This window comes from Amycolatopsis kentuckyensis (genome assembly GCF_002155975.1).
GTDB lineage: Bacteria > Actinomycetota > Actinomycetes > Mycobacteriales > Pseudonocardiaceae > Amycolatopsis > Amycolatopsis kentuckyensis.
In genome coordinates this window covers 12,752-31,950 of sequence record NZ_MUMI01000182.1, presented here as the reverse complement: position 1 = coordinate 31,950, position 19,199 = coordinate 12,752, and the positions used below count along the sequence as shown (strand labels likewise).

General features: G+C 69.3%; 12 protein-coding genes and 3 tRNA genes. 3 read left to right on the top strand and 12 right to left on the bottom strand.

All coding sequences use genetic code 11. The annotated features are described in order from the left end of the window. Positions 1 to 111: 111 nt before the first annotated feature. Positions 112 to 187: transfer RNA gene (locus CCN39_RS18420), tRNA-His, on the bottom strand. A 39-nt stretch (positions 188 to 226) separates the two neighbouring features. On the opposite strand from CCN39_RS18420, the gene CCN39_RS18415 reads away from it, so the two are divergent. Both CCN39_RS18415 and proP read left to right on the top strand, forming a co-directional pair. Further along, positions 227 to 302 (top strand) — tRNA-His (locus CCN39_RS18415). Between the two features lie 111 nt (positions 303 to 413). Further along, a complete protein-coding gene (gene proP / locus CCN39_RS18410) occupies positions 414 to 1,841 on the top strand; it encodes a glycine betaine/L-proline transporter ProP (RefSeq protein WP_086843593.1) in 1,428 nt (475 codons plus the stop codon). Here proP and CCN39_RS18405 read toward each other — a convergent pair. Next, entirely contained in the window at positions 1,838 to 3,028 is a 1,191-nt protein-coding gene (locus CCN39_RS18405; protein WP_208630264.1) for an Ig-like domain-containing protein, read from the bottom strand. The two genes, proP and CCN39_RS18405, sit on opposite strands and share 4 nt — an antisense overlap. A 166-nt stretch (positions 3,029 to 3,194) precedes the next feature. Between CCN39_RS18405 and CCN39_RS18400 the strand changes: the two genes are divergently transcribed. Further along, positions 3,195 to 3,267: transfer RNA gene (locus CCN39_RS18400), tRNA-Lys, on the top strand. Positions 3,268 to 3,685: 418 nt separating this feature from the next. Here the strand turns inward: CCN39_RS18400 and CCN39_RS50185 are convergent. The 10 genes from CCN39_RS50185 to CCN39_RS18360 all read right to left on the bottom strand — a co-directional run bounded on the left by CCN39_RS50185 (position 3,686) and on the right by CCN39_RS18360 (position 19,167). Continuing rightward, on the bottom strand, positions 3,686 to 3,841 hold the full coding sequence (locus CCN39_RS50185) for a hypothetical protein (RefSeq protein ID WP_158104524.1): 156 nt from the start codon (positions 3,839 to 3,841) through the stop codon (positions 3,686 to 3,688). 736 nt (positions 3,842 to 4,577) lie between these two features. Further along, positions 4,578 to 4,862, bottom strand: coding sequence for a hypothetical protein (locus tag CCN39_RS49440; protein WP_143264073.1), 285 nt, complete (start codon positions 4,860 to 4,862; stop codon positions 4,578 to 4,580). Positions 4,863 to 4,949: 87 nt separating this feature from the next. Continuing rightward, a complete protein-coding gene (locus CCN39_RS18395; protein WP_143264072.1) occupies positions 4,950 to 6,872 on the bottom strand; it encodes a hypothetical protein in 1,923 nt (640 codons plus the stop codon). Next, positions 6,869 to 7,954: a TRAFAC clade GTPase domain-containing protein gene (locus CCN39_RS18390; RefSeq protein ID WP_086843587.1), complete on the bottom strand. Its 1,086-nt coding sequence runs from the start codon at positions 7,952 to 7,954 to the stop codon at positions 6,869 to 6,871. Before CCN39_RS18390 ends, CCN39_RS18395 begins: the two co-directional genes overlap by 4 nt. Further along, the gene (locus tag CCN39_RS18385; protein ID WP_086843585.1) at positions 7,951 to 8,946 is read right to left on the bottom strand and encodes a hypothetical protein; all 996 of its coding nucleotides are present in this window, start codon (positions 8,944 to 8,946) and stop codon (positions 7,951 to 7,953) included. The genes CCN39_RS18390 and CCN39_RS18385 overlap by 4 nt, the downstream gene beginning before the upstream one ends. Further along, positions 8,947 to 11,142 (bottom strand): hypothetical protein, encoded by a 2,196-nt coding sequence (locus CCN39_RS18380; RefSeq protein WP_086843583.1) that lies wholly within the window; start codon positions 11,140 to 11,142, stop codon positions 8,947 to 8,949. A gap of 9 nt (positions 11,143 to 11,151) precedes the next feature. Beyond that, the gene (locus CCN39_RS18375; protein WP_086843581.1) at positions 11,152 to 14,304 is read right to left on the bottom strand and encodes a tubulin-like doman-containing protein; all 3,153 of its coding nucleotides are present in this window, start codon (positions 14,302 to 14,304) and stop codon (positions 11,152 to 11,154) included. A 94-nt stretch (positions 14,305 to 14,398) separates the two neighbouring features. After that, on the bottom strand, positions 14,399 to 15,349 hold the full coding sequence (locus CCN39_RS18370) for a hypothetical protein (RefSeq protein WP_143264071.1): 951 nt from the start codon (positions 15,347 to 15,349) through the stop codon (positions 14,399 to 14,401). Between the two features lie 116 nt (positions 15,350 to 15,465). Beyond that, complete coding sequence (locus CCN39_RS18365; protein ID WP_086843577.1) at positions 15,466 to 16,554, bottom strand: DUF4407 domain-containing protein; 1,089 nt, start codon at positions 16,552 to 16,554, stop codon at positions 15,466 to 15,468. Between the two features lie 57 nt (positions 16,555 to 16,611). Continuing rightward, positions 16,612 to 19,167 (bottom strand): VWA domain-containing protein, encoded by a 2,556-nt coding sequence (locus tag CCN39_RS18360; RefSeq protein ID WP_158104523.1) that lies wholly within the window; start codon positions 19,165 to 19,167, stop codon positions 16,612 to 16,614. Positions 19,168 to 19,199 lie beyond the last annotated feature (32 nt).

Below are 19,199 nucleotides of genomic sequence, written 5' to 3'. Positions count from 1 at the left end.
TCGGCCGCTCGCACGCTGAGCCATCCGGTCGTGAGGGTTGCCACGAATGGTGGAAAGCAAAAAACCCCGGCTCGGACCCAGGCCGCTGACGGCCCGGCCAAACCGGGGTGGTGGGGTGAGCGACGGGTTTCGAACCCGCGACCTCCTGGACCACAACCAGGTGCTCTACCAGCTGAGCTACGCCCACCATCGCCGAGGGGATCCGCTTGCGATCACCTCGGCGATGGTGGGCGTAGCTCAGCTGGTAGAGCACCTGGTTGTGGTCCAGGAGGTCGCGGGTTCGAAACCCGTCGCTCACCCCACCACCCCGGTTTGGCCGGGCCGTCAGCGGCCTGGGTCCGAGCCGGGGTTTTTTGCTTTCCACCATTCGTGGCAACCCTCACGACCGGATGGCTCAGCGTGCGAGCGGCCGATTGCCGGTGCACGGTGTTCTGGTGGCACGTTCAGCACCGAAGGTCCGGGGTCGTAAGAAGAAGCTGCGGTACGAGGACATCACCGTCGTCGACCAGTCGTTGCTCAAGCGCGCGGTGGGGGCCGCCGCTCTGGGCAATGCCATGGAGTGGTTCGACTTCGGGGTCTACGCCTACATCGCCGACACCATTGCCGAGGTGTTCTTCCCCGCCAGCGTTTCTCCTGGGGTTCGGCTGATCGGGACCTTCGGGGCCTTCACCGCCGCCTTCCTGATGCGGCCTCTCGGCGGGCTCGTGTTCGGGCCGCTCGGGGATCGGATCGGGCGGCAGAAGGTCCTTGCCGTCACCATGATCATGATGGCCATCGGGACCCTGTGCATCGGGCTGATCCCGTCGTACAGCTCGATCGGGGTCTGGTCGCCCATCCTGCTCGTCGTCGCCCGGATGGTTCAGGGGTTCTCCACCGGCGGGGAGTACGGGGGCGCCACCACGTTCATCGCCGAGTACTCCCCCGACAAGCGGCGAGGGTTCATGGGGTCCTGGCTGGAGTTCGGCACGTTGTCCGGGTACGTGCTCGGGGCGTCCGTGGTGACCGGGATGAAGGCTTGGGTGCCGCACGAGACCCTGCTCGACTGGGGGTGGCGGGTTCCGTTCCTGGTGGCCGGGCCGCTGGGGATCATCGGGCTGTACATGCGGCTAAAGCTGGAGGAGACTCCCGCCTTCCAGAAGCACGCCGAGGAGGCCGAGAAGCGGGGGCGGGCCGGGGAACCCTTCTGGAAGATGTTCACCGAGTACTGGCCCGCGCTGCTCATCTGCGTCGGCCTGGTTCTCGTCTTCAACGTCACCGACTACATGCTGCTTTCCTACATGCCGACGTACCTGTCGGAGCAGCTGCACCTCGACGCCACCCACGGCCTGCTGCTGATCATCGTCGTCATGGTCGTGATGATGCTCATCATCATGGTCGGCGGGCGGATCACCGACCACGTCGGCCGCAAGCCCGTGATGATGGCGGGCTGCCTCGGGTTCCTCGTGCTGTCCTGGCCGCTGATGCTGCTCGTCCACGACGGCGGGCTCGTGCTCACGTTCCTCGGCCTGATGGGGCTCGGCCTGCTACTGCTCTGCTTCGAGGTGTCGATGCCCGCGGCGCTGCCCGCGCTGTTCCCGACGGCGATCCGGTACGGCGCGCTGTCCATCGCGTTCAACATCTCGGTGTCGCTCTTCGGCGGCACGACCCCGCTGGTGATGCAGTCGCTGATCTCCGCCACCGGCCACGACTTCTGGCCGGCCTGGTACCTGATGGCGGCGGGCGCGATCGGCGCCGTCGCGGTGTACTTCAGCCGCGAGACGGCGAACAAGCCGCTGTGGGGGTCGGGGCCCTCGGTGTCGACCGAGGCCGAGGCGCGGGAGCTGGTCCGGGACTCGGGCTAGTTCGCCGCCGTCCGCCACTCGTCCCAGGACAGCTGCCAGACGCTCCAGCCGTCGGTCGGCTCGAGCTTCGGACCGCCGCTGTTCTGCACCGTGACGACGTCACCCTTCTTGGACGTGTCCATCAGCCACTTCGTGTTCTCGGTGGACAGGTTCAAGCAGCCGTGGCTGACGTTGCTGTGGCCCTGCTGCCGCACCGACCAGGGCGCGGAGTGGTAGAAGATACCGCTGTAGGACAGGCGCACGGCGTACTGCACGAAGGTGCTGTAGCCGCCGGGCGCGTCCTCGGGCACGCCGTAGGTGGCGGAGTTCATCGTGTAGCCGGTGTGCTCGCTCATGACGGTGTAGGTGCCCTGCGGCGTGTTGTGACCGGGCTTGCCCATGGAGGTCGGCATGGTCTTGACCTCCTTGTCATTGATCGTGACGGTCATCTGGTGCGTCCCCCCGTCGGCGACGGCGACGAGCTTGTCACCGACGGTCGCGCTGGCACCCTTGTCCTCCCGGCCGTAGCTGCCGTTGCCGAGCGGCTTCCCGTAGACGGCGGCGTCGACCTTGATCTTGGTGCCGCTCTTCCAGTACTCCTTCGGCCGCCAGGTGACCTGCTTGTCGCCGGACCAGCGGAAAGCGCCCTCGGTGGCCGGCTCCGCGGTGACCTTCAGCGCCTTCTCGGCGGCGGCCTTGTCGGCGACGTTGCCGGTGAAGGTGAAGATCAGCGGCATCCCGACCCCGACGGTCTCGCCCTCGCCGAGGTTCACCGAGACGCCGAGCTGCCGGGCGGGCTTGACGGTGCTGAAGGTCGACTCCGCCGTGACCGCCTTGCCATCGGCCCCGGTGGCGGCCGCGGTCAGCTTGTAGGTCTTGTTGTAGCCGAGCGGCTCGGCGGAGTCCCAGCCCGAGCCGTCGGCGCGCGCCTTGCCGGCGACGACCTTGCCATCGGCACCGGTGAGCTTGACGTCCCCGACCTTCCCGTCCTTGACGGTGACGCTCACCGGTTCCCCGGGCGCGACGTCCTTCGCATCCTTGGCAGGCGCCAGGCTGAGCACGGCGGGTTTCGGAGCAGGCTTGGGAGCGCTGCTGCCGGCAGAGGGGGTCTCCCGCGGAGGTTCACCCGAAGGGCTACTGCTGCACCCGGCCAAGGACAACCCGACCACCCCGGCGACCACCAGCAGCCGCACCGTCACACCCCGCATGCCCACCCGCCTGTTTCGCCGTCGATGTCCGACTACAGTGTGCCCGACCAGCCCGGACGCCGGGGCAGCAATGCCGGAACCGGGTTGGGGGTACCCCCCTGAAAGGGCCCCGGAGAGGGGTGCTAATCTTTTCCACGTCGCCGAGGGAAGCCTCCGGCAGACACCAGCGCCATTAGCTCAATTGGCAGAGCAGCTGGCTCTTAACCAGCGGGTTCGGGGTTCGAGTCCCTGATGGCGCACCCCATCACCCCAGGTCTGATTCTCTTCGGCCTGGGGTTTTGTGGTATCCGGACGCAGTTCGTCCGCTTCCGCTTCTGCTCTGTCCTTTGTGGTCTCCCGCAACCCCGAGAGCGCAGTCCGGGTGCAACGCCCTGCGCGGGACAGCCTCGCCCGAGCCGTGTCGGCAAGCTTGCGGCGGCGTGGCGGGGGCTGTGGAAGGTGACCGGGGCTGTGGTGGTGCTCGCCGCAGCTGCAGCCGTCGTCGTGCTGGTCAGCCGCGGACACGATGGGGCCGGCATCACTGCCCCCCGGCCCCACCCACCGGTCAGGCCGCCGCGGTCGCTGCCGGAGAGTCCGGTCGGGGCGCCGAACCGGCGCCGGCGCGTCGATCCCGGACAACTGATCGTGCGCCGTGAGCCGGGACGATAGGACCGGACGTCATCGAGCAGCGAAATAGGACTCCAGTTCTCGCTCGCTGGAGATCCTGAGCGACTCGTACTGATCGAAGTCCGCGAATGCCCGGCGCTCCGCGGCGATGCCCGCGGCGTAAGAGGCTCTCCGGCCGGTGACCAGGATGCGGAACAGCTGCCGCATGCTGCGATCCTCCGCCGTGTCGGAAGCGACGGTGCTCAGGTGATCCCGGTTGCAACAATCGGACGGGATCCGTGCCCAGATCGATCACTTTGATGCGCCAGATCACCGGCCGAAGCCCGGGATCCTCCTCGGAGACTTTGCGTGCTCGCAGTTCCGCCTGCGCTCGGCTCTTGCTGGCCGAAAGCATGCCGAGGGGCACGGAAACGTACCGCTCCCGCACCGGACGATGCATCACGGCCAGCATCGATGCGACGTCCCGTTCCGGTAGCGCCATGCCGCGGTAGACGATCCCCTCGCAGGAGTCGGCGAACGGGTTCGCGGCGCAGTAGTTGAACAAGTCGATGATCAGCAGTTCGATGAGGAACACGGCGCTGCGCAGCGCATCGGGTCGGTGCCCGAACGAATCACTGCGCAGCGCCAAGTTGACGAGACTGAAAATCTGCTCGTAGCCGACATCGGAGGTGTAGAGCCGGACCGCGCTGAAGTCGCTGGCCGGGTCGAGCGGCCGAGCAACTGCCGGAGTCCGTCGAGGTAGTCGTCGTAGCGGTGCCAGTTGCTGCGGATGTGGTTGACCTGCCGGCGCAACAACTCCATTCTGGCCGTCACGCCGGCGCCCTCGAAGAAGGTCCGCCGGTCATCAACGCCGAAGTCCGGCTGAACCGACCGCCAATCGGTGAACCTTGCTGATTCTCGTCACACGTTCCTCGCCCTCCGGTGGCGTGAAGGCTGCGCCCGGCTACGGCAGGAAAGGCTGCAACGCTTCGGCGGTTGCCCTGCATTGGAGGTACTTCGCCGCCTTGTGCAGCGCCACCCCGGGCGGTCGCACGGGTTCCAGCCGGCCGCACACGCGTTCCGTGATTTCCCGGGAAAACGAGAGGTCGCGCCAGCTCGACCGGTCCGGTGGATCCTCCGGATGGGAGCCGTGACCCGGCTGGGCAACCAGCCGAAACGTGGACATCGAGAACACCAAGGTCGGGGTGCTGGTTCCCACCCGCCGATCAGGTTGTTCATCCGCTGTCATCTCGCCACTGTTCTCCTGCTCCGTCCCGAAGCAGCAGACCTCGGGATCGCGTGTACCAGGTCGTTCCCCGTGCCGGGGTTGCCACAGTCAGGGAGCGCGGGGCAAGTCGGCTCCCCAGCCCTCCCCGCGCGAAACCGTCGCGTTGGCCGCAGCCGAGGCCGCCAGCCCAGCCACCTGTGAGCGGGGCACCACCACAGCGATCAGCTCGACCTGCTCGCCCGGGTGCGAATCGGGAGCCGTGCGCCACTCGCACGCCCAGACGCCCCTGTGCGAGCTCGGACACTCGGCCTGCGGGTAGTACGCCTGCCCGACCTTCACGAAGCCGAACACCTGGTGTTCCGTATCCGGTGCAGCGATCACGGTGCCGGTTGTGGGCACCGTGGCGGTGGGGCGAGCCGGGGCTGCTTCAGTCGGTGTTGCGGCCTGCGGGACCGCGGGCGCCGCCTGTGCCGCCTCGGGCTGCCCGGCCAGGAAACCCAGCAGAAAAGCGACTCCCAGCAACGCGGCTGTCGCCACGGTGACGGCCGCGGGCAAGTAACGCCTCCGACGTGCCAGTCGCCGAGCCTGTACCGCGCGATAGTTCAGCGTCAGCCTGCCCGGGTTGCCCTCCGCCGCCCAGCGGGTGAACGCGGCCCGGCGGACCGCTTCACTGTCCTTGTGCGCGGCAGATCCGCCCAGCAGCATGGCCAGCTGGTCGGACCGGCCGCCCTCGATCACCCGGGTGGCGTGCGCCAGCGCACCCGGCTCGCGGAGGTCTTGGAGCTTCGGCCCGTACAGGATTTCCAGCAGGCGTGAAAGGATGTCGTACCCGGCGGTGATCTCGGCGAAGTTCGCCACCGCATCCACCACGTTGACGTCGAACGCTTCCCGCAGATCTTCGCGGTAGTGGCCCCCGCGCTCGAGACGGAGGAGCTCGGCGCTGAACTCCGTCAAGGTTTTGGCCCGGAGCAGGGACGCGGCCGGATGCTGGGCTGCCGGAACCGTTCGGTTCGCCGGTTTCCGGCGCTCACGCACTCCGCCGCTCGAGTGCCGGAGTTCCTCGGGCGCCGGGGTCCGGTGCGCCGGTGACGCCAGGTCGTCGCCGTACGACGTGGAACCACGCCGCTCGGCATCGGACCGTCCGGAATCCGCCGGAACCGAACCGGACCGGCCCGGCCGAGGTACGGCACGCGCGCTCTGGCGCCCCCCGACGTGGGGATCACCGGCGAGCCAGGCTTCGACCAGCTGCGCGGCCAGCTCGTTGTTGCTGCCGACCGCGGCTCCCTTGCCGAGATCGACCGTGGTCCGCTGCACGACCCCGACACTCGACGGCTTCTCCGGCAGGAAGACGATCTCGGGCAGCCCGGCGATCGAAACGTCGTGCCGGATCTCGTAGGTCGAGAACGACCACTGCCGTCGCACCCCGAGCCGGTCGCACAAGTACGAGTCCGCCACCGAGCGGAGAGCCCACACCATCGTCAGCCGATCCCGCTCCCGGCAGCCGATGACGCTCAACGGCGCGGCCGGGTCGTCCAGCAACCGCGTGAGCACGGCGACCAGGTCACGCTCGAGCCCGACCAGCGGTTCAGCCAACCGGTCGGCGGCGGCGCTGTCGACGGTGCACACGTCAGCCGGCAGCGGGGGCAGCTGGTACCCCGCCGGCACCTCGTCCTGCCACACCCGGGACCGCCACTCCGGGGAATCGCCGAGTGCCAGAGCGACCTCCACGCCGAGCAGAGCCGACGGGCCGATCAAGGCGTGCGAGTTGTTGCGGCCGACCGAATTCCCGTCGACGACCCGACGCAGCACGGCTGCGGTCCCGTCGTCGAACACGAAGTACGACAACGCGGTCGCGGGTAGGGGCCGGTCCCCCACCGGCCGAAGCCGGATGTGCGGTTCCAGTCTTCGGTAATATCTCTGCGCGTCGCCTTGTCGCGGGAAGGAGTGCGCACGCAGCGTCAAGGCCTTGTCTTCGTAGGACCAGCCGAAAAATGCCTGGTGCACCTGTCCGGGGGAACGGGAATCGCTCACGGCATACCCACCTTCGAGGCTTCGGGGCCGGTGATCACGCCCGTCATCGCGAGGATCGAGACGAGCGGCTCCAGAACACGGACCGGGCGAACTCCGCGGGCGAAGTGCCTCGCGGTCTTGTCCTGCCCTTCCACCGGGACGGCATCACCGCCGCTGGCCGAAACGAAGTGCAGGGTGCACCGTTTGAACGCTTCGAACGGGTGCAACGACGCCCCCGCCCCGGCTTGGTGGAGGTAGCCGAACACGTCCCGGCTCTCCGCCCGGATGCGGGCCGCGTCGACCGTCTTTTCGTCGCCGCGGCGCAACCACCGATCGGCGGGCGCGACGTACCGCAGCCGGTCCGACTTGGTCACCGCGATCGTCACGGGCAGCCGGTCCGCCCCGCCCCTCCGCCCCTGCAGCCGCTCGACAGCCAGACCGAAGGAACGGTTCTCACTCGGTGCGGTGGCCTGCTTCGTCTCCAACGGGTCGTCCGGCGCGTGGACGAAGATCACCGCGTTGACCCCGACCAGGAACCGGGTGGAGCGGTTGAGGGCCGCGGTGCTTTGCAGGTCCTCCCCCGAAACGTCGAAGAAGGTCACCACCCGTTCACCGCCGGGGCCGCGCAGAAGCAGGATGTCCGCCGCCTCGATGACACCCGCCTCGGTGCCGGGCAATGCCTCACCTCGCTCGAACGGCTCGATGTAGTTGCCGCGGAAGGCGGCGTGCCGCCGGAAGTCCAGCGCCGCCGCGGTGATCCGGTGTGCCCGGAGCCCGCCGAGGTGCGCTTGGCGGATCATCGCCGTCAGCAGGTGCGTCTTCCCCGACGCTCCCGCCCCGACCAGCCCGATCACCAGCGGGTCGAGGTAGTCGACGTAGGTCGCGGGCAGGTAGTGGCGCACAGTGTCACCAGAGGGGTTCGGGCACTCCCGGTAGCCCCGGCGCGCCAGGTCCGCCTGCTTCTCGGTGGAGAGGGACGAGACGTCCACCAACCGGTACTCGTCGTTCTCCTCGTCGAACAGCGAGAGCGTCGGTTCGTCCGGCCACGGGTATTCATCGGCGCAGATCGGGCAGCGCACGAGCCGGGCAGCGGATTCGCTCATACCAGTACCACCATTCCGATGATCAGCACGGCGGCGATCAAGGCCACCGTCGCCAGAAAGGGAAGCTTCCGCTTCACCCGCCCGTCCGGGTCCGTCTCGCGGGCGGGCGGGGACGTGACCGGGCCACGTTTGCCCACGCAGATCTGCTCGAACAGCCGCCGTCCCTCGGCCAGTCCGGCCTCCGGATCGCCCACTGGCGGATCCCGGTGCTCGGCCCGGAGCTGGAGCAGCAGGTCCGCTGGGGTGGGCCGCCGCTCCAGCGGGTTGTCGAAGACACCGTCGAGCAGGGCCCGCAACCGCTCCGGGTCGTGACTGCGGTCCGCTGCCGAGCCGTTGGCCGACGTTCCCGGGTGCACCGCGCGGATCAGCAGGCCGGCGGCCCACAGGTCGTCCCGTGCATCGACCTCGCCCAGCTCCGCGGCCTGTTCGGGGGAGCGGCCCCGGGAGCCACTTCCGGCCCGCCGGGGCTCGCCCACCCGTTCTGCCGACTCGAAGTCGACCAGCTGCAACCGGTTGTCCGCCCAGCGCACCGTGGTCAAGCCGATCGCGCCGTGCACCACACCGGCCGCAGCCGCGAACTGGACCGCTCGGAGCAAGCCGATCTGGAACTCCCGTCGCTCCGCGTCGCCCAAGTTCTTGACGTGGTCCGCCGCGGGCAGACCGGTGTAGGCGCGCAGCAACACGAACGGCTCTTCGGCGTCCATGTTGTAGGCGACCAAGCGGGCCAACTCCGCCGGGTACCAGCCGGAGTAGACCTGGCCGAGCCGGGTTCCGGCGCGGACCTCGTTGTCCAGCAGTTCGTAGAGGCGGGGATCGCGAGCGCCGGCCGCCCGGGGGACGGACTTGCGGACGAGGCGCTGGTCGTTCGCCACCACCAGGCGCTGCTGGAGAGCCGAACCGGGCGTGACGAACGCGCCCTGGTCGCTGAGGCGGATCTCGCGCAGCCTGCCGTGGACGTCACGACACAGCACGGATTCGGTACGTTCGGCCACTCAGGACACCCCACCCAGGACCCGCCGCACCGATTCCGGCCGCAACGGCAGCAGCCGGACCGCGCCGACCAGCTCGCCGCCACCGGTCCAGGTGATCCCGCGGTCCGCGACGAGTCGCTGGTACGTGCCGTCTTCGTCGAGAGCGCGCTGCAACTGGGCGGGGGCGAACCGGATCAGTCCCGGTTTTGCCGCGGTGCTCAGGTAGCGGAGCTGGGCACCGCGACACAACTGCGTCATCTCGCCGTCGACGCCGCTGCGCAGCGCGGCCAGCGACTCCGGCGACTCCGACCAGATCCGCGCGGTCAGCGCAGTCCGCGGAGCCGGGTCGAGACCGAACTCCGGGGCAGTCATCAGGCCGTGTCCGCTCACGTGCGCGTCGTACTGGTCCAGCAACCGGTCCATGCGCTGGACGAACACCCCGGCCGAGGGGACGCGGGCACCTTCCGCCGCGGCCCAGGCCGGGGCGAGGGCGGTGCGGCACAGGTCGAGCAGGTCGCCGCGCACGACGTCGAACAGCTCCGGCGGGGCGGGGCGGGCGAGCTGCGACGAAAGATCCAGGGCCCCGGGTGGCGGGGCGACGAACAGCCTCTCGTCCGCTTCCTCGAGTTTCCCGACGATCTCCTCGAGCCCGGCGGCGATCTCCGAGGCCGCCGTCGCGACGGCCCGGCGACGTCGGACCGGCTGCCACTCGCGGGTGGTGGCCTCTTCGGCCAGCCGGGTCAGCTCCACCAGTGTGTGCCGCAACTGGGTCACCGGAAGCTCCGCGGCCCACCGGCGGGCTGCCGAACGCCAGCTGAGCGCGACCCCGGCCGCGGCGGCCAGCACCACGACCAGGCTGAGGACCTGGGCGGTCAACGGGGAAAGAAGAAAAGACAGCTCCGGCCGGGACTCCGTGGCCACGGCCCCGGCGGCCACACCGAGGAATCCCGCGCCCGCGTAGACCAACGACGGGAGGAACGCGTCGCCGAGTCCCAGTTCGGTCGTCTGCCCGGGACGACGGCTCATCAGGAGCCACCCCGCTGCGAACCAGCCCGCCGCAAGCAGCCCGGCCCCGAGCCAACCGGACGCTCCCGGGCCGAGCAGCAGCGCGAGCACCGCGCAGCTGAGGAACACCGCCGGCAACGTCAGCAGGCTCAGGGGCCAAGTGCGGAACGGGGGCATGGCCAGCGCGAGGGGGCCTTGCTTGCGCACCTGGTCGAGCGCCGCCGCGCACCCTTGTGGGCCGCCGGCCGTGGCCGCGAGCCGCAGTTCCTCCGCGAGCACGGCGGGCGGCGTGGCTTCGTCGAGCCGGGCCTCGACGAGGCGCTTCAGTTCGGCCGCGATTTCCGCTCCCCTGGCTTCCCGAGGCCGCTGCACCCCCAGCTCGACCACGCTTTCGACACTGGGCCGACCCACCTCCAGGTGCCCGTCCATCCGGTTCAGCAGCTCGACGAGATACAAGCGGGACTTCTCGGCGGCCTGGCCCGCCCCGGCGATCTCGTCCCCCAGTCGCGCGGTGGGCCGGGACGCACCGAAAACCGCGCGCCACGTCCCCAGCAGCCGGACCAGCTCATCGACTCGGTCCAGCCGCCTGAGCGCTTCGTTCCGGGCGGCCGCGACCGGTCCGGCCAGCACCGCGCCCTCCGGGTCGTGCACCGCGTCCACCTGACGCACCGCCGTGCCCAGCGCGGGTGAGGGAGGCTGCTCCGCCCGGCAGAGCGACCGCACGACCGCGGCCCTGGTCTCGGCCAGTTCCGCCGCCCCGACGGCGACGGAAACCAGCTGAACGCCCGGGCAGGTCGCGAAGCCGGACAGATCACCGGACAGCGCGACGACCCGGTCGAACACCGCAGGCACCCGCAACGCCGCGATCAGGCCGTCGAGAGCGTCCCGCTCCCCGTCCACCGGGCGTGGCGCCGACTGCTTCGGCGCCCAAGCGACCCCGCGCGGGTCCCCGACCCACAAGACGGTGGCGTACTGCAGCACCTGGGGCACCGCGAGCACCGCGCCGTCCGACGGAGCGTCCGTCGTGGATTCACCGACCGCCACGCAGACGATGCCGGTCACCATCTCGTCGCTCGCCAGTGACATGTACACGTCGGTGTGCTTGAGCAGCGAACCGGCGTCGTCGAGCACCACCACTCCGCCCGCGACCTCGGCGAGCTGGTCGCCCGGGGACTCGCGCAGGTCCAGCAGAACGATCTTCGAAGTTTCCATACCGCGTCCTCACCCACCCAACCCGTTCGCGACGTCCACCTGTTCACGCAGGTCGAGCAGGCTCTTGGCGGTATTCCCGACATGGTGCTGCAACGCCTTGGGCAGCGACTGCGACCAGAACTGCCCGATGACAGCCAGCTGCGGGTCCCGGCCCAGCACCCGGTTCTGCTCGGCCTGCTTGACCTTCAGCAGCTCCGATTCGGCGAGGTCGACCAGGACCCTGAACTCCGCCGCAGGCGGCGCCGGAGACAGGTCGGCGTCGGCGGGAACCGACGACATGAGCCGGGCGGCGAGGCTGCGCCGGGTCGGGTCGTCGTCGGTGAGGATCCAGTTCTCGTAGGCCTGGAGCACGCTGGCCCACGACGACAACGCCCCGAGCGCCGTCAGCCGCAGCTTCATCGACACCGACTCCCGGCTGCCGATCGCCACCGTGATGGACGTCGGGCTGGCCAGGTCGCCCTCGACCACGACCTTGCCTTCCCAGGCCGCGCAGAGGATGCGGTGCAGTACGTGCCAGCGGTCGTCCTCGTCGATGAGCAGATATCCCGCTTCCTGGCTCAGCCGCCGTCGCCACGGGAGGCTGTCCTGCGGCTGCGGGCGACGCTGGGCTTCGGCCCACAGCTTGACGACCCGGCGGAGTTCTGGCACCTCGGTGACCCCCATCGAGCTGCGGTTCAGCACCACGACGATCGCGTCGGCCTGCACGGCGCGGAACTCCGGCTCGCCGACGAGATCGATCGGCAGCGAGACCTCGCGGCGCAGGAACCGTTCGATGTCCTTGTCCTCCTGGGCCGCCGGATAGGTGAACAACGCCTTGAGCGGGGCGCGGCCGTCCGGGGCGAACCCGCCGGGCACCAGCTCGGCCAGCTTCTGCCGGAACCGGTTCAGATCGGCCTCGACGACGGTGCTGTCCCGCCGCCGCACGACATTGGCGAGCAGGTCCTCCATCCGGGGAACCAGCGCGGGACGCGTCCGGTCGCTCGGCCGCACCTGTTCGGTCACCGCTTCCTTGATCCGCTGGCGGACGTACGCGACAGCGGCTTCCGGGTCTTGGCGTCCCTTGCCGTACGCGACGGCCCAGCCGTCCTGGCCCAGCAGGAGGTTCAGCACGTCGCCTTCGTGCGCGTTGGGCCCCAAGTGCTGGGTGTACTCCTCCTTCAGCCGGGCCAGAACCGTCTCGTAGAAGCCGTCGAGCCCGTGATCCTCCGGCGGCAACAGGTACGCCACGCCGACACGGGCCTTGTAGAGGTCCTTCGACCGGTGGTCGAAGGACTGGGGTTCGTTGCGGGCGTAGGTGACGAACCGTTCGTGGACCGCGGTGAACTCCTCGACGAACGCCTGCCACGGCCGGGTCCAGATGCGATGGCCGTCGTTCCACGCGGCATTCCAGATTCGCCGGGTCTGCCACGCGTACCAGGAGTTCTGTTGCCGGATCACGGCCTGGGCCGGCTCGTCGGTGATCCGCAGCCGCTGCATGAGCTTGCGCGGCAGGTTCTGCGCCGGCGGCGGGGCCGCGGCGGTCATGCCCGGGGGCGTGGCCGGGGGCGAGCGCCACCCCTCGAGCAGGGACCGGAACCCGCTCCGGTCCAGCGGTTCGGTGAGGTCCCGGTGACCGAACACGACGCGTTGCAACCGGAAGAGGTCGACGTCGCGCAGCAGCACGTCGGCAGCCGCCGCCGGGTCGAAGTGCTGCGCCAGCGTCGCGACCGGTGCCGCCAGCCCGTTCTGGTCCCGCTCGATGTTCGTGCTCATCGCGTTCGCGCGTTCGGTGAGCGCCGCGAGCACCGGCCCGTAGCCGACCGGGCTGCCCTGCGGCGGGATTCTGCTCGGGGTCGCTTCAAGCACCTTGTCGAGTCCGGATGCGGAGATGAACTGCCGGATGTGCGCCTTGTTGGTCTCCGCCGCCCCCGGCGGGACGAGCAGCTCGGTCACGGCGTTGGCCAGCAGGTGGGAGCTGACGGCCTCGGTCAGCTCCAGCAGCGGCGTGGTGAGCGCGGCGACCGCGCTGGTGGTCACCCCGCGCCTGCCGACCCCGGTTTCCGCGGTGGCGTGCCGGTCCACCTTGCTGTTGATGAAGCCGTCCGCGAAGGACGGGTGAGCTTGGCTGCTGTTGCTGTTGCCGTTGTCCTCGTCGTCATCGCCCTGGTCCGCCGGGCCGGCCCCGATCAACGACGTCATCAGGGAGACCATCGACCGGTTGAGGTCGTCGCGACGCACCCCTCCGACCGGGCGGCCGAACAGGAAGGCCGTCTGGACGGTGTTCGGCTTCAGCTGCACCTGTTCCAGCCGCGGGTAACGGACGGAGACCACGCCCTGGGTGCCGCTCGCGTCCAGCTGGTCGGCCGAGCCGTGCGCGTTCTGGTCGTCGATCAGCCGGAAGAGGTCGACGAGCGAGGAGCCCGCGTTGAGGTCGGCCGGCCGGCCGCCGCCTTGGCCGTCGTCGAACGCCGAGGGCATCAGGACCAGCGGGTAGATCTCAGCCTGCTTGTTGCCGCGCTGCATGAGGTCGCCGATCAGGTGCAGGTAGTCGTAGAAGATCCCGCTGCCGGTGCCGCCGGCCACCGAGAACACCACGAAGACGATCACCGGATCGACCCGGTTCGTCCGCTTGCCGCTCACGGTCAGCAGGTCGCCGGCCGATTCGTTGATCGCGGTGATCGCCCGGCTGATCCCGAGCAGCGCGGTGTCCGGGTTGAGCCGGATCGTCTCGAAGAGCACTGCCCGCCCGACGGTCGGCAGCTGCCCGGCCCCGCGGACCAGCGGCCCGATCCGGGGATCGCTCTCCTTCGACGGCAGCCAGGCGACGGTTTCCTCGTCGGTGTTGATCCGGAGGCTCTGGGCGACCTCTGCCGAGTTCCCCAGCCGAGCGGGCACCAGATCGGTGATCAGGTGCATGGTCTTCTGCGCCGCCTCGTCGTGCTCGCGCCCCGGCACCACCTCGCGCCGCACCCGCTGCAGCTCGTTCGAGCTGAGGTCCGCGTAGACGAACTGCAGGCACGACGGCAGTTGATACGGAAGGAAGTTCGGGTTGTGCATGGCTCCGAGCAGGCGGGTACCGTCCGGACCGCAGAGCTCTTCGCGGAGCCGCTTCTCGAGTTCGGCGCCGACCTTGCACCCGGTCCCGCCGAGCCCGACGAACAACATCGGCTGATAGATCTTCATCGCGGCTTCGTCCTCACGGTCACGGGCCTGCAGCCGGCCCGAAGGGTCAGTGTGGCGGCGGGTGTGCCCGCGGATCGCGGCACGGAACGGGATCTCATGGTTTCGTCTGCCTTTCGGTGAGTTCGCGAGCGCTTTGCACGATTTCCCCGGCCTTGCCCAGAGCGGTCACCGCGTGCGCGAAGTCGTCGTAGAGACCACTGCCGTCAGGCCGCGACCGGCCGGATTCCGCGGCCAGCACCCGGATGCCCAGTGCGCGACGCAGTTCGGTCCCGTCGCTGCCGAGACGTTCCGAGTAGGCGGGCAAGGTGCGCAGGGCGATCGCCAGTTCCTTCGCCCAGTTCGCGGAGGCGCGGTGTCCGGAGGCCTCGCGCCCGAGGTAGCCCGCGAGCAGGGCGATGGGGATGGTCGCCGACAGCCGCACGAGTTCCGAGCCGAGCGTCAGAGGTTCCAATCTGGAGACGAAGATCAGCACACCCACCGTCATCGCCGTCAGCAGGCAGGCCACCACCGCCCTCAGCCAGTTCGCGGTGCGGTACTCCCGTTTGGCGTGTTCTTCGTAGAAGGAGCCGGCATGGCCGGCACCCACCGCGCCCGCGGCGACCTGCACCTCGTCGCGGACGCGCAACGTCTCCTTCAGTGCCCGGGAGGCCTCGTGGATGAGCTGCCGCGTCTCCAGCTTGCCGCGGATCTCCCCGGCCAGTCGAAGCGCTTCCGCCCGGTCTCCGGGGAAGACCTTTCCCTGCGCCGTCAAGTCCTTGATCACGGTGACGAACGCGTCGACGGCCTCCCCGAGCCACTGCCGCAACGTGGTGGCCAGCTCGGCGAGCGTGTCGAGCAGTTCTTGCTCGTGCTCGGGTGCGGCCTGCTCGATGGCGGAGAGACAACCGTCGAACTTCCCGACCGTCTCGTGGATCACCTCGAACACTTCCACGAAGTAGTCCTTGTGCCGCAGCTCCACGCCGACGAAGTCGTTCTCCTCCTCCACCGCGAGGTAGCCGGCGACGAACTCCGCCACCAGGCTCGCGTCCTCACAGGCCCTTCGCACGCGCTGGTTCCTCGTGGTGTTCCGGTTCTCGCGAATCCGCCTGTCGAGCTTGTTCACGGCCTCCTCGGCGTCCACGAGGCTCAGCTCGTGAAGCTTCCCGTCCTCATGGGGTTTCGTCACAGTTCACCGTCGCCTTCGGCGCGCAGGAGATCGGGCTTTCCGGCCGCGTACTCTCGATACGGCACCGCGCTGCGGGAGTCTTCGGCTCGCGCGCGCCGCTTGGCGATCAGGTCCTCGTCGATCAGCGGCCCTCCGTCATCAGCGTGGCAAACACTGCGCACCACCACGAACAGAAGCCAGTGGTCGACCACCCCGAAGAGGGCGAGCAGGGCCAGGAAGGTCCCGGCCACCTGGAGGAAATCGCGCTCGGCGACCGTGTAAAAGGCGGTCAGCCGATCCGGTCCCCGTGTCGCGTCCTGCGCTGGAGCCTTCGACCGCCGGTCGACCTCGTCGATCCGCGTCCGCGCGTCCCGCTGGTCGTCGTCAAAATCCTGGAGCCGGCTTTCCGCCGCAGCCTTCGCGAGGCCGAGTTGCGAGAAGAGAGCGGAGTACTCACCTTCGACTTTTTTCTGGTGCTCGAGTTTCGAGCGGTATTCCGGTCCTTCGCCGCGGACGCCCGTCCCGCACCTGCCGTCCTGCTCGCAGAGCGCCTGGTTCCTCGCCTCTTTCTGTTCTTCCGCCTTGGCATCGAGCTCCCGCCCGAGCCGGACCACTTCCCGGTCCTCGGCGACGACCGGCCGTGGCCGGGCGAGGATCTCGAGGTACGTCGCCTTCTCTTCCGCCAGGGATTGAGCCTCGGCCTTGGCGTCCGAGAGTTCCCCGGCCGCCTGCACGGTGTCGATTTGACTGCTGAACGTCCAAAGCGTGCCGGTGCCGGCCACCAACAGGCCGAGGACGACGGTCAGCGCGATGCGGAGGATGGGCGGCCGCGACGTCGGCACGCTCTCGCCCATCAGCGCAACGCCGCGGCGATTCGCCAGCCCGAGCACCAAGAACAAGGCCGCGAACAGCGGGGCCAGCGAAATCCCCGGCAGCCGAGCCCCGAAGAAGATCGGCCACACCGAGCCCGAGGACACGCCGACCGCGAGCACGACTGCCCACCGGCCAAGTCGCTTTCGCTGGGCGTCACTGTTCTCGGATCGACGCCCGAATCCGTTCGGCAAGCCGGCGTAGCCGGCAAAACCGAGTCTTCGGAAACTGAGCATCAGGCCACACCTCCTCGTCGAAGCGGTAACCGACCCGCCATGACGACCTCTGTCCGGTCAGCTGAAGGGGTTGTTGGGATCGGCATAGGCGCCGGCGTCGAACGGCACCGAACCGCGGTTCGAACCACCGGAAGAACCGTTGCCCGGACGGGGGCTCTCCTCGGAAGCACTGCCGAAGGGGTCGTCGGTGAACGGGTCGCCCGGGTCCGGGTCGGCGCGCGGGGAGCCGAACCCGGCGTCCGCCGGCCACGGCGCCGGGGGGTCCGTGAGCGGGTCGGTGTACGTGCTCGACGAGTCGCTACCGGCCGGACCGTCGAACGGGCTGTACGAGATGGGCGGTACCGGGCCGCCGTTCACCAGGCCGTCACCGGCACCCCGCTCGTCCAGGACGACGAGCGCCCGGTCCCGGCCGAGGTCGTGGCGTGCTCCCGGGGTGAGAACCACCGGCTGCTGTCCCGGCGGGATGAGACTGAGCTGCGTCCCGGCCCGGCGAACCTGATAAGCATCCGGATCATTCGCGTTCGCCGGCTGCAGCTGCGGGCCGGTGAACGCGTCGTGCAGCACGAAGACGAAGGACTTGAGCCGCGGGTTCGGCGGCTCCAGCTCGGAGCTGACGGAACCCTTCCACACCAGCTGCGCCCTCAGGCCGCGCACCCTCACCGCTTCCCGGCGCGCCCGGATCTTGACCACCGCGAACACCACTGCCGCCGCGACCAGCACCGCGAGCCCCACCCAGAGCCAGAAAAGCTTCTCCACAATCCCCGGTTCAGGGGCGACGTCGGTGGTGAACAGGCGCTCGGCGACCAGATCCGGCGGCCCCGAGTCCTTGACCAGCCGCAGCGTGGCGGCGTTCGTGCCCAATGCCGTGCCCGCACCGAACCGGAGGACGAACGGCACCTTGGTGACTCCGGGCTGCGCCTGCACCACCGCGGGGTTCACGGTCAGTGTCGTGCCAGGTGAGGGAGCGGAAACCTCCAGTCGCAACGGAGCAGGCCGACCGGAGTTGTTCGTCACGGAAACGGTGCCGGAGATCGTTCCGCCGGGAGTCACCGCAGCCCGGTTGCTGTCGAAGAGGATCTGCCCCTGGACGGCCGCGACACCGCCCTGCACCTTGGTCGAGAGCACCCGAGTGTCCCCGCCGATTCCGATACCGGAGACCTGACCGGAAAACGCCAGTTCGCCCGAGGCGTCAGCGGGAACTTTGACCTGTCCGCCGAAGGTGCCGTCGTGGTCGGGGTCGGCCAGCGTGATCGGCTGCGCCGGGAAGCCGGATTTTCCGGTCAGTGTCAGGGTGAACGTCAGCGACTGCAAGGTCGACGGGTCCACGACGGCACGGCCGCGGGCCCAGACCTGCATGTCGACGTCGACCGTCTGTCCGGCCGCCGGCTGCGGCGGGCTCACCGTCAGATAGGCCTTGACGGCGGCCTGGTAGGCCACCGTGGCGGCCACATCCTGGGCGGGAACATCCGCCGACGAAAGCCGGATGGTCCACTTCCCGGGCTCCGGGTCGCTGATGCGCAACGACTCCGTCTCGGTGGTCTGCCCGGCGAACTCGAAGTTCGAGCCACCGGCGGCAGGCGCGGGTTCGCTGGCACCCGGAGCGAGGTACTCGACCTGGACCCTGGGATCCCTTTTGTAGACGAGGATGGAGGCATAGCTGGCGACGGCGGGGATGTCGACGGTGAGTTCGGTCGAACCGCCCTTCGGCACGTTGCCGGTCTGGCGCGGACCGTACTTGACGCAGCTCGCCGAGCTGAACGCCTCTTGCACCGCCGACGCCAGCTCCTCGGGCGAGCGAGCGATCTGCTCGTGCGGGTCTGCGGCGGCAGGCGTGCAACTCCGGCCTTTCGCGAACCCGCGCAGGGCGTTGTCGACCGCGCCGAACCCGAGCGGCCACACCTGGGCTCCCGCGCGGTCGAGTTCGGTCAGCACCTCGCCGACTTTCGCCGTCGCCGCGCCGTTCCGGCGCGCCGGGGTGTCACCCCACGACGGACTGTTGGAGACGTCGAGCTTTCCGTCCGTCAGGAGGAAGACCAGCTTCTTCTCCGGCTGCGTGGCGCCGACGAACGCGAGCGCCTGCTGCAGGGCGGCCACGTGGTCGGTTCCGTCGCCCTCCTGCGATGTCCGGCGATGGAGGTTCCCCACGCACTTGGCAAGCGAATCACGGCTCTGCGCGTTGTCGAGCAGAGTCGGCGGACAGGCGACCTGCACCGCGCTCTGGCCCGGCCCGTCGGAACTGCCGAAGCCGACGACGGAAACCACCGAACCCGGTGCCAGCGCACTGAAGACGATCGTTCGAGCGGCTTCCTTTTCTTGCACGACGTCGGTCTCGCTCAGGCTCCCCGACTCGTCCATGAGCACGACGACCTGGACCGGGGGAAGCTTCGACGGCTCCTGTGCGGACGCGTTCCCGGCCGTCGGCAATTGAAGCGCGAGCAGCAGGCCGATCACGCCGAAGATCGCTGTCGCGCGCCACCACTTCCCGCCTCTCCGGAAGATCGGATCGCTCATTCCGCTCACTGCCCTCTCATCGCCCGAATGGCTGCTCAGGAGTGGAATGAACACGGTTGCCCTTCCACGATCAAGGCTTTCAGCGCCTGGAATAATGCTCATGTCGCGCCCTTGTCCGTCGGCGTTACACCGAC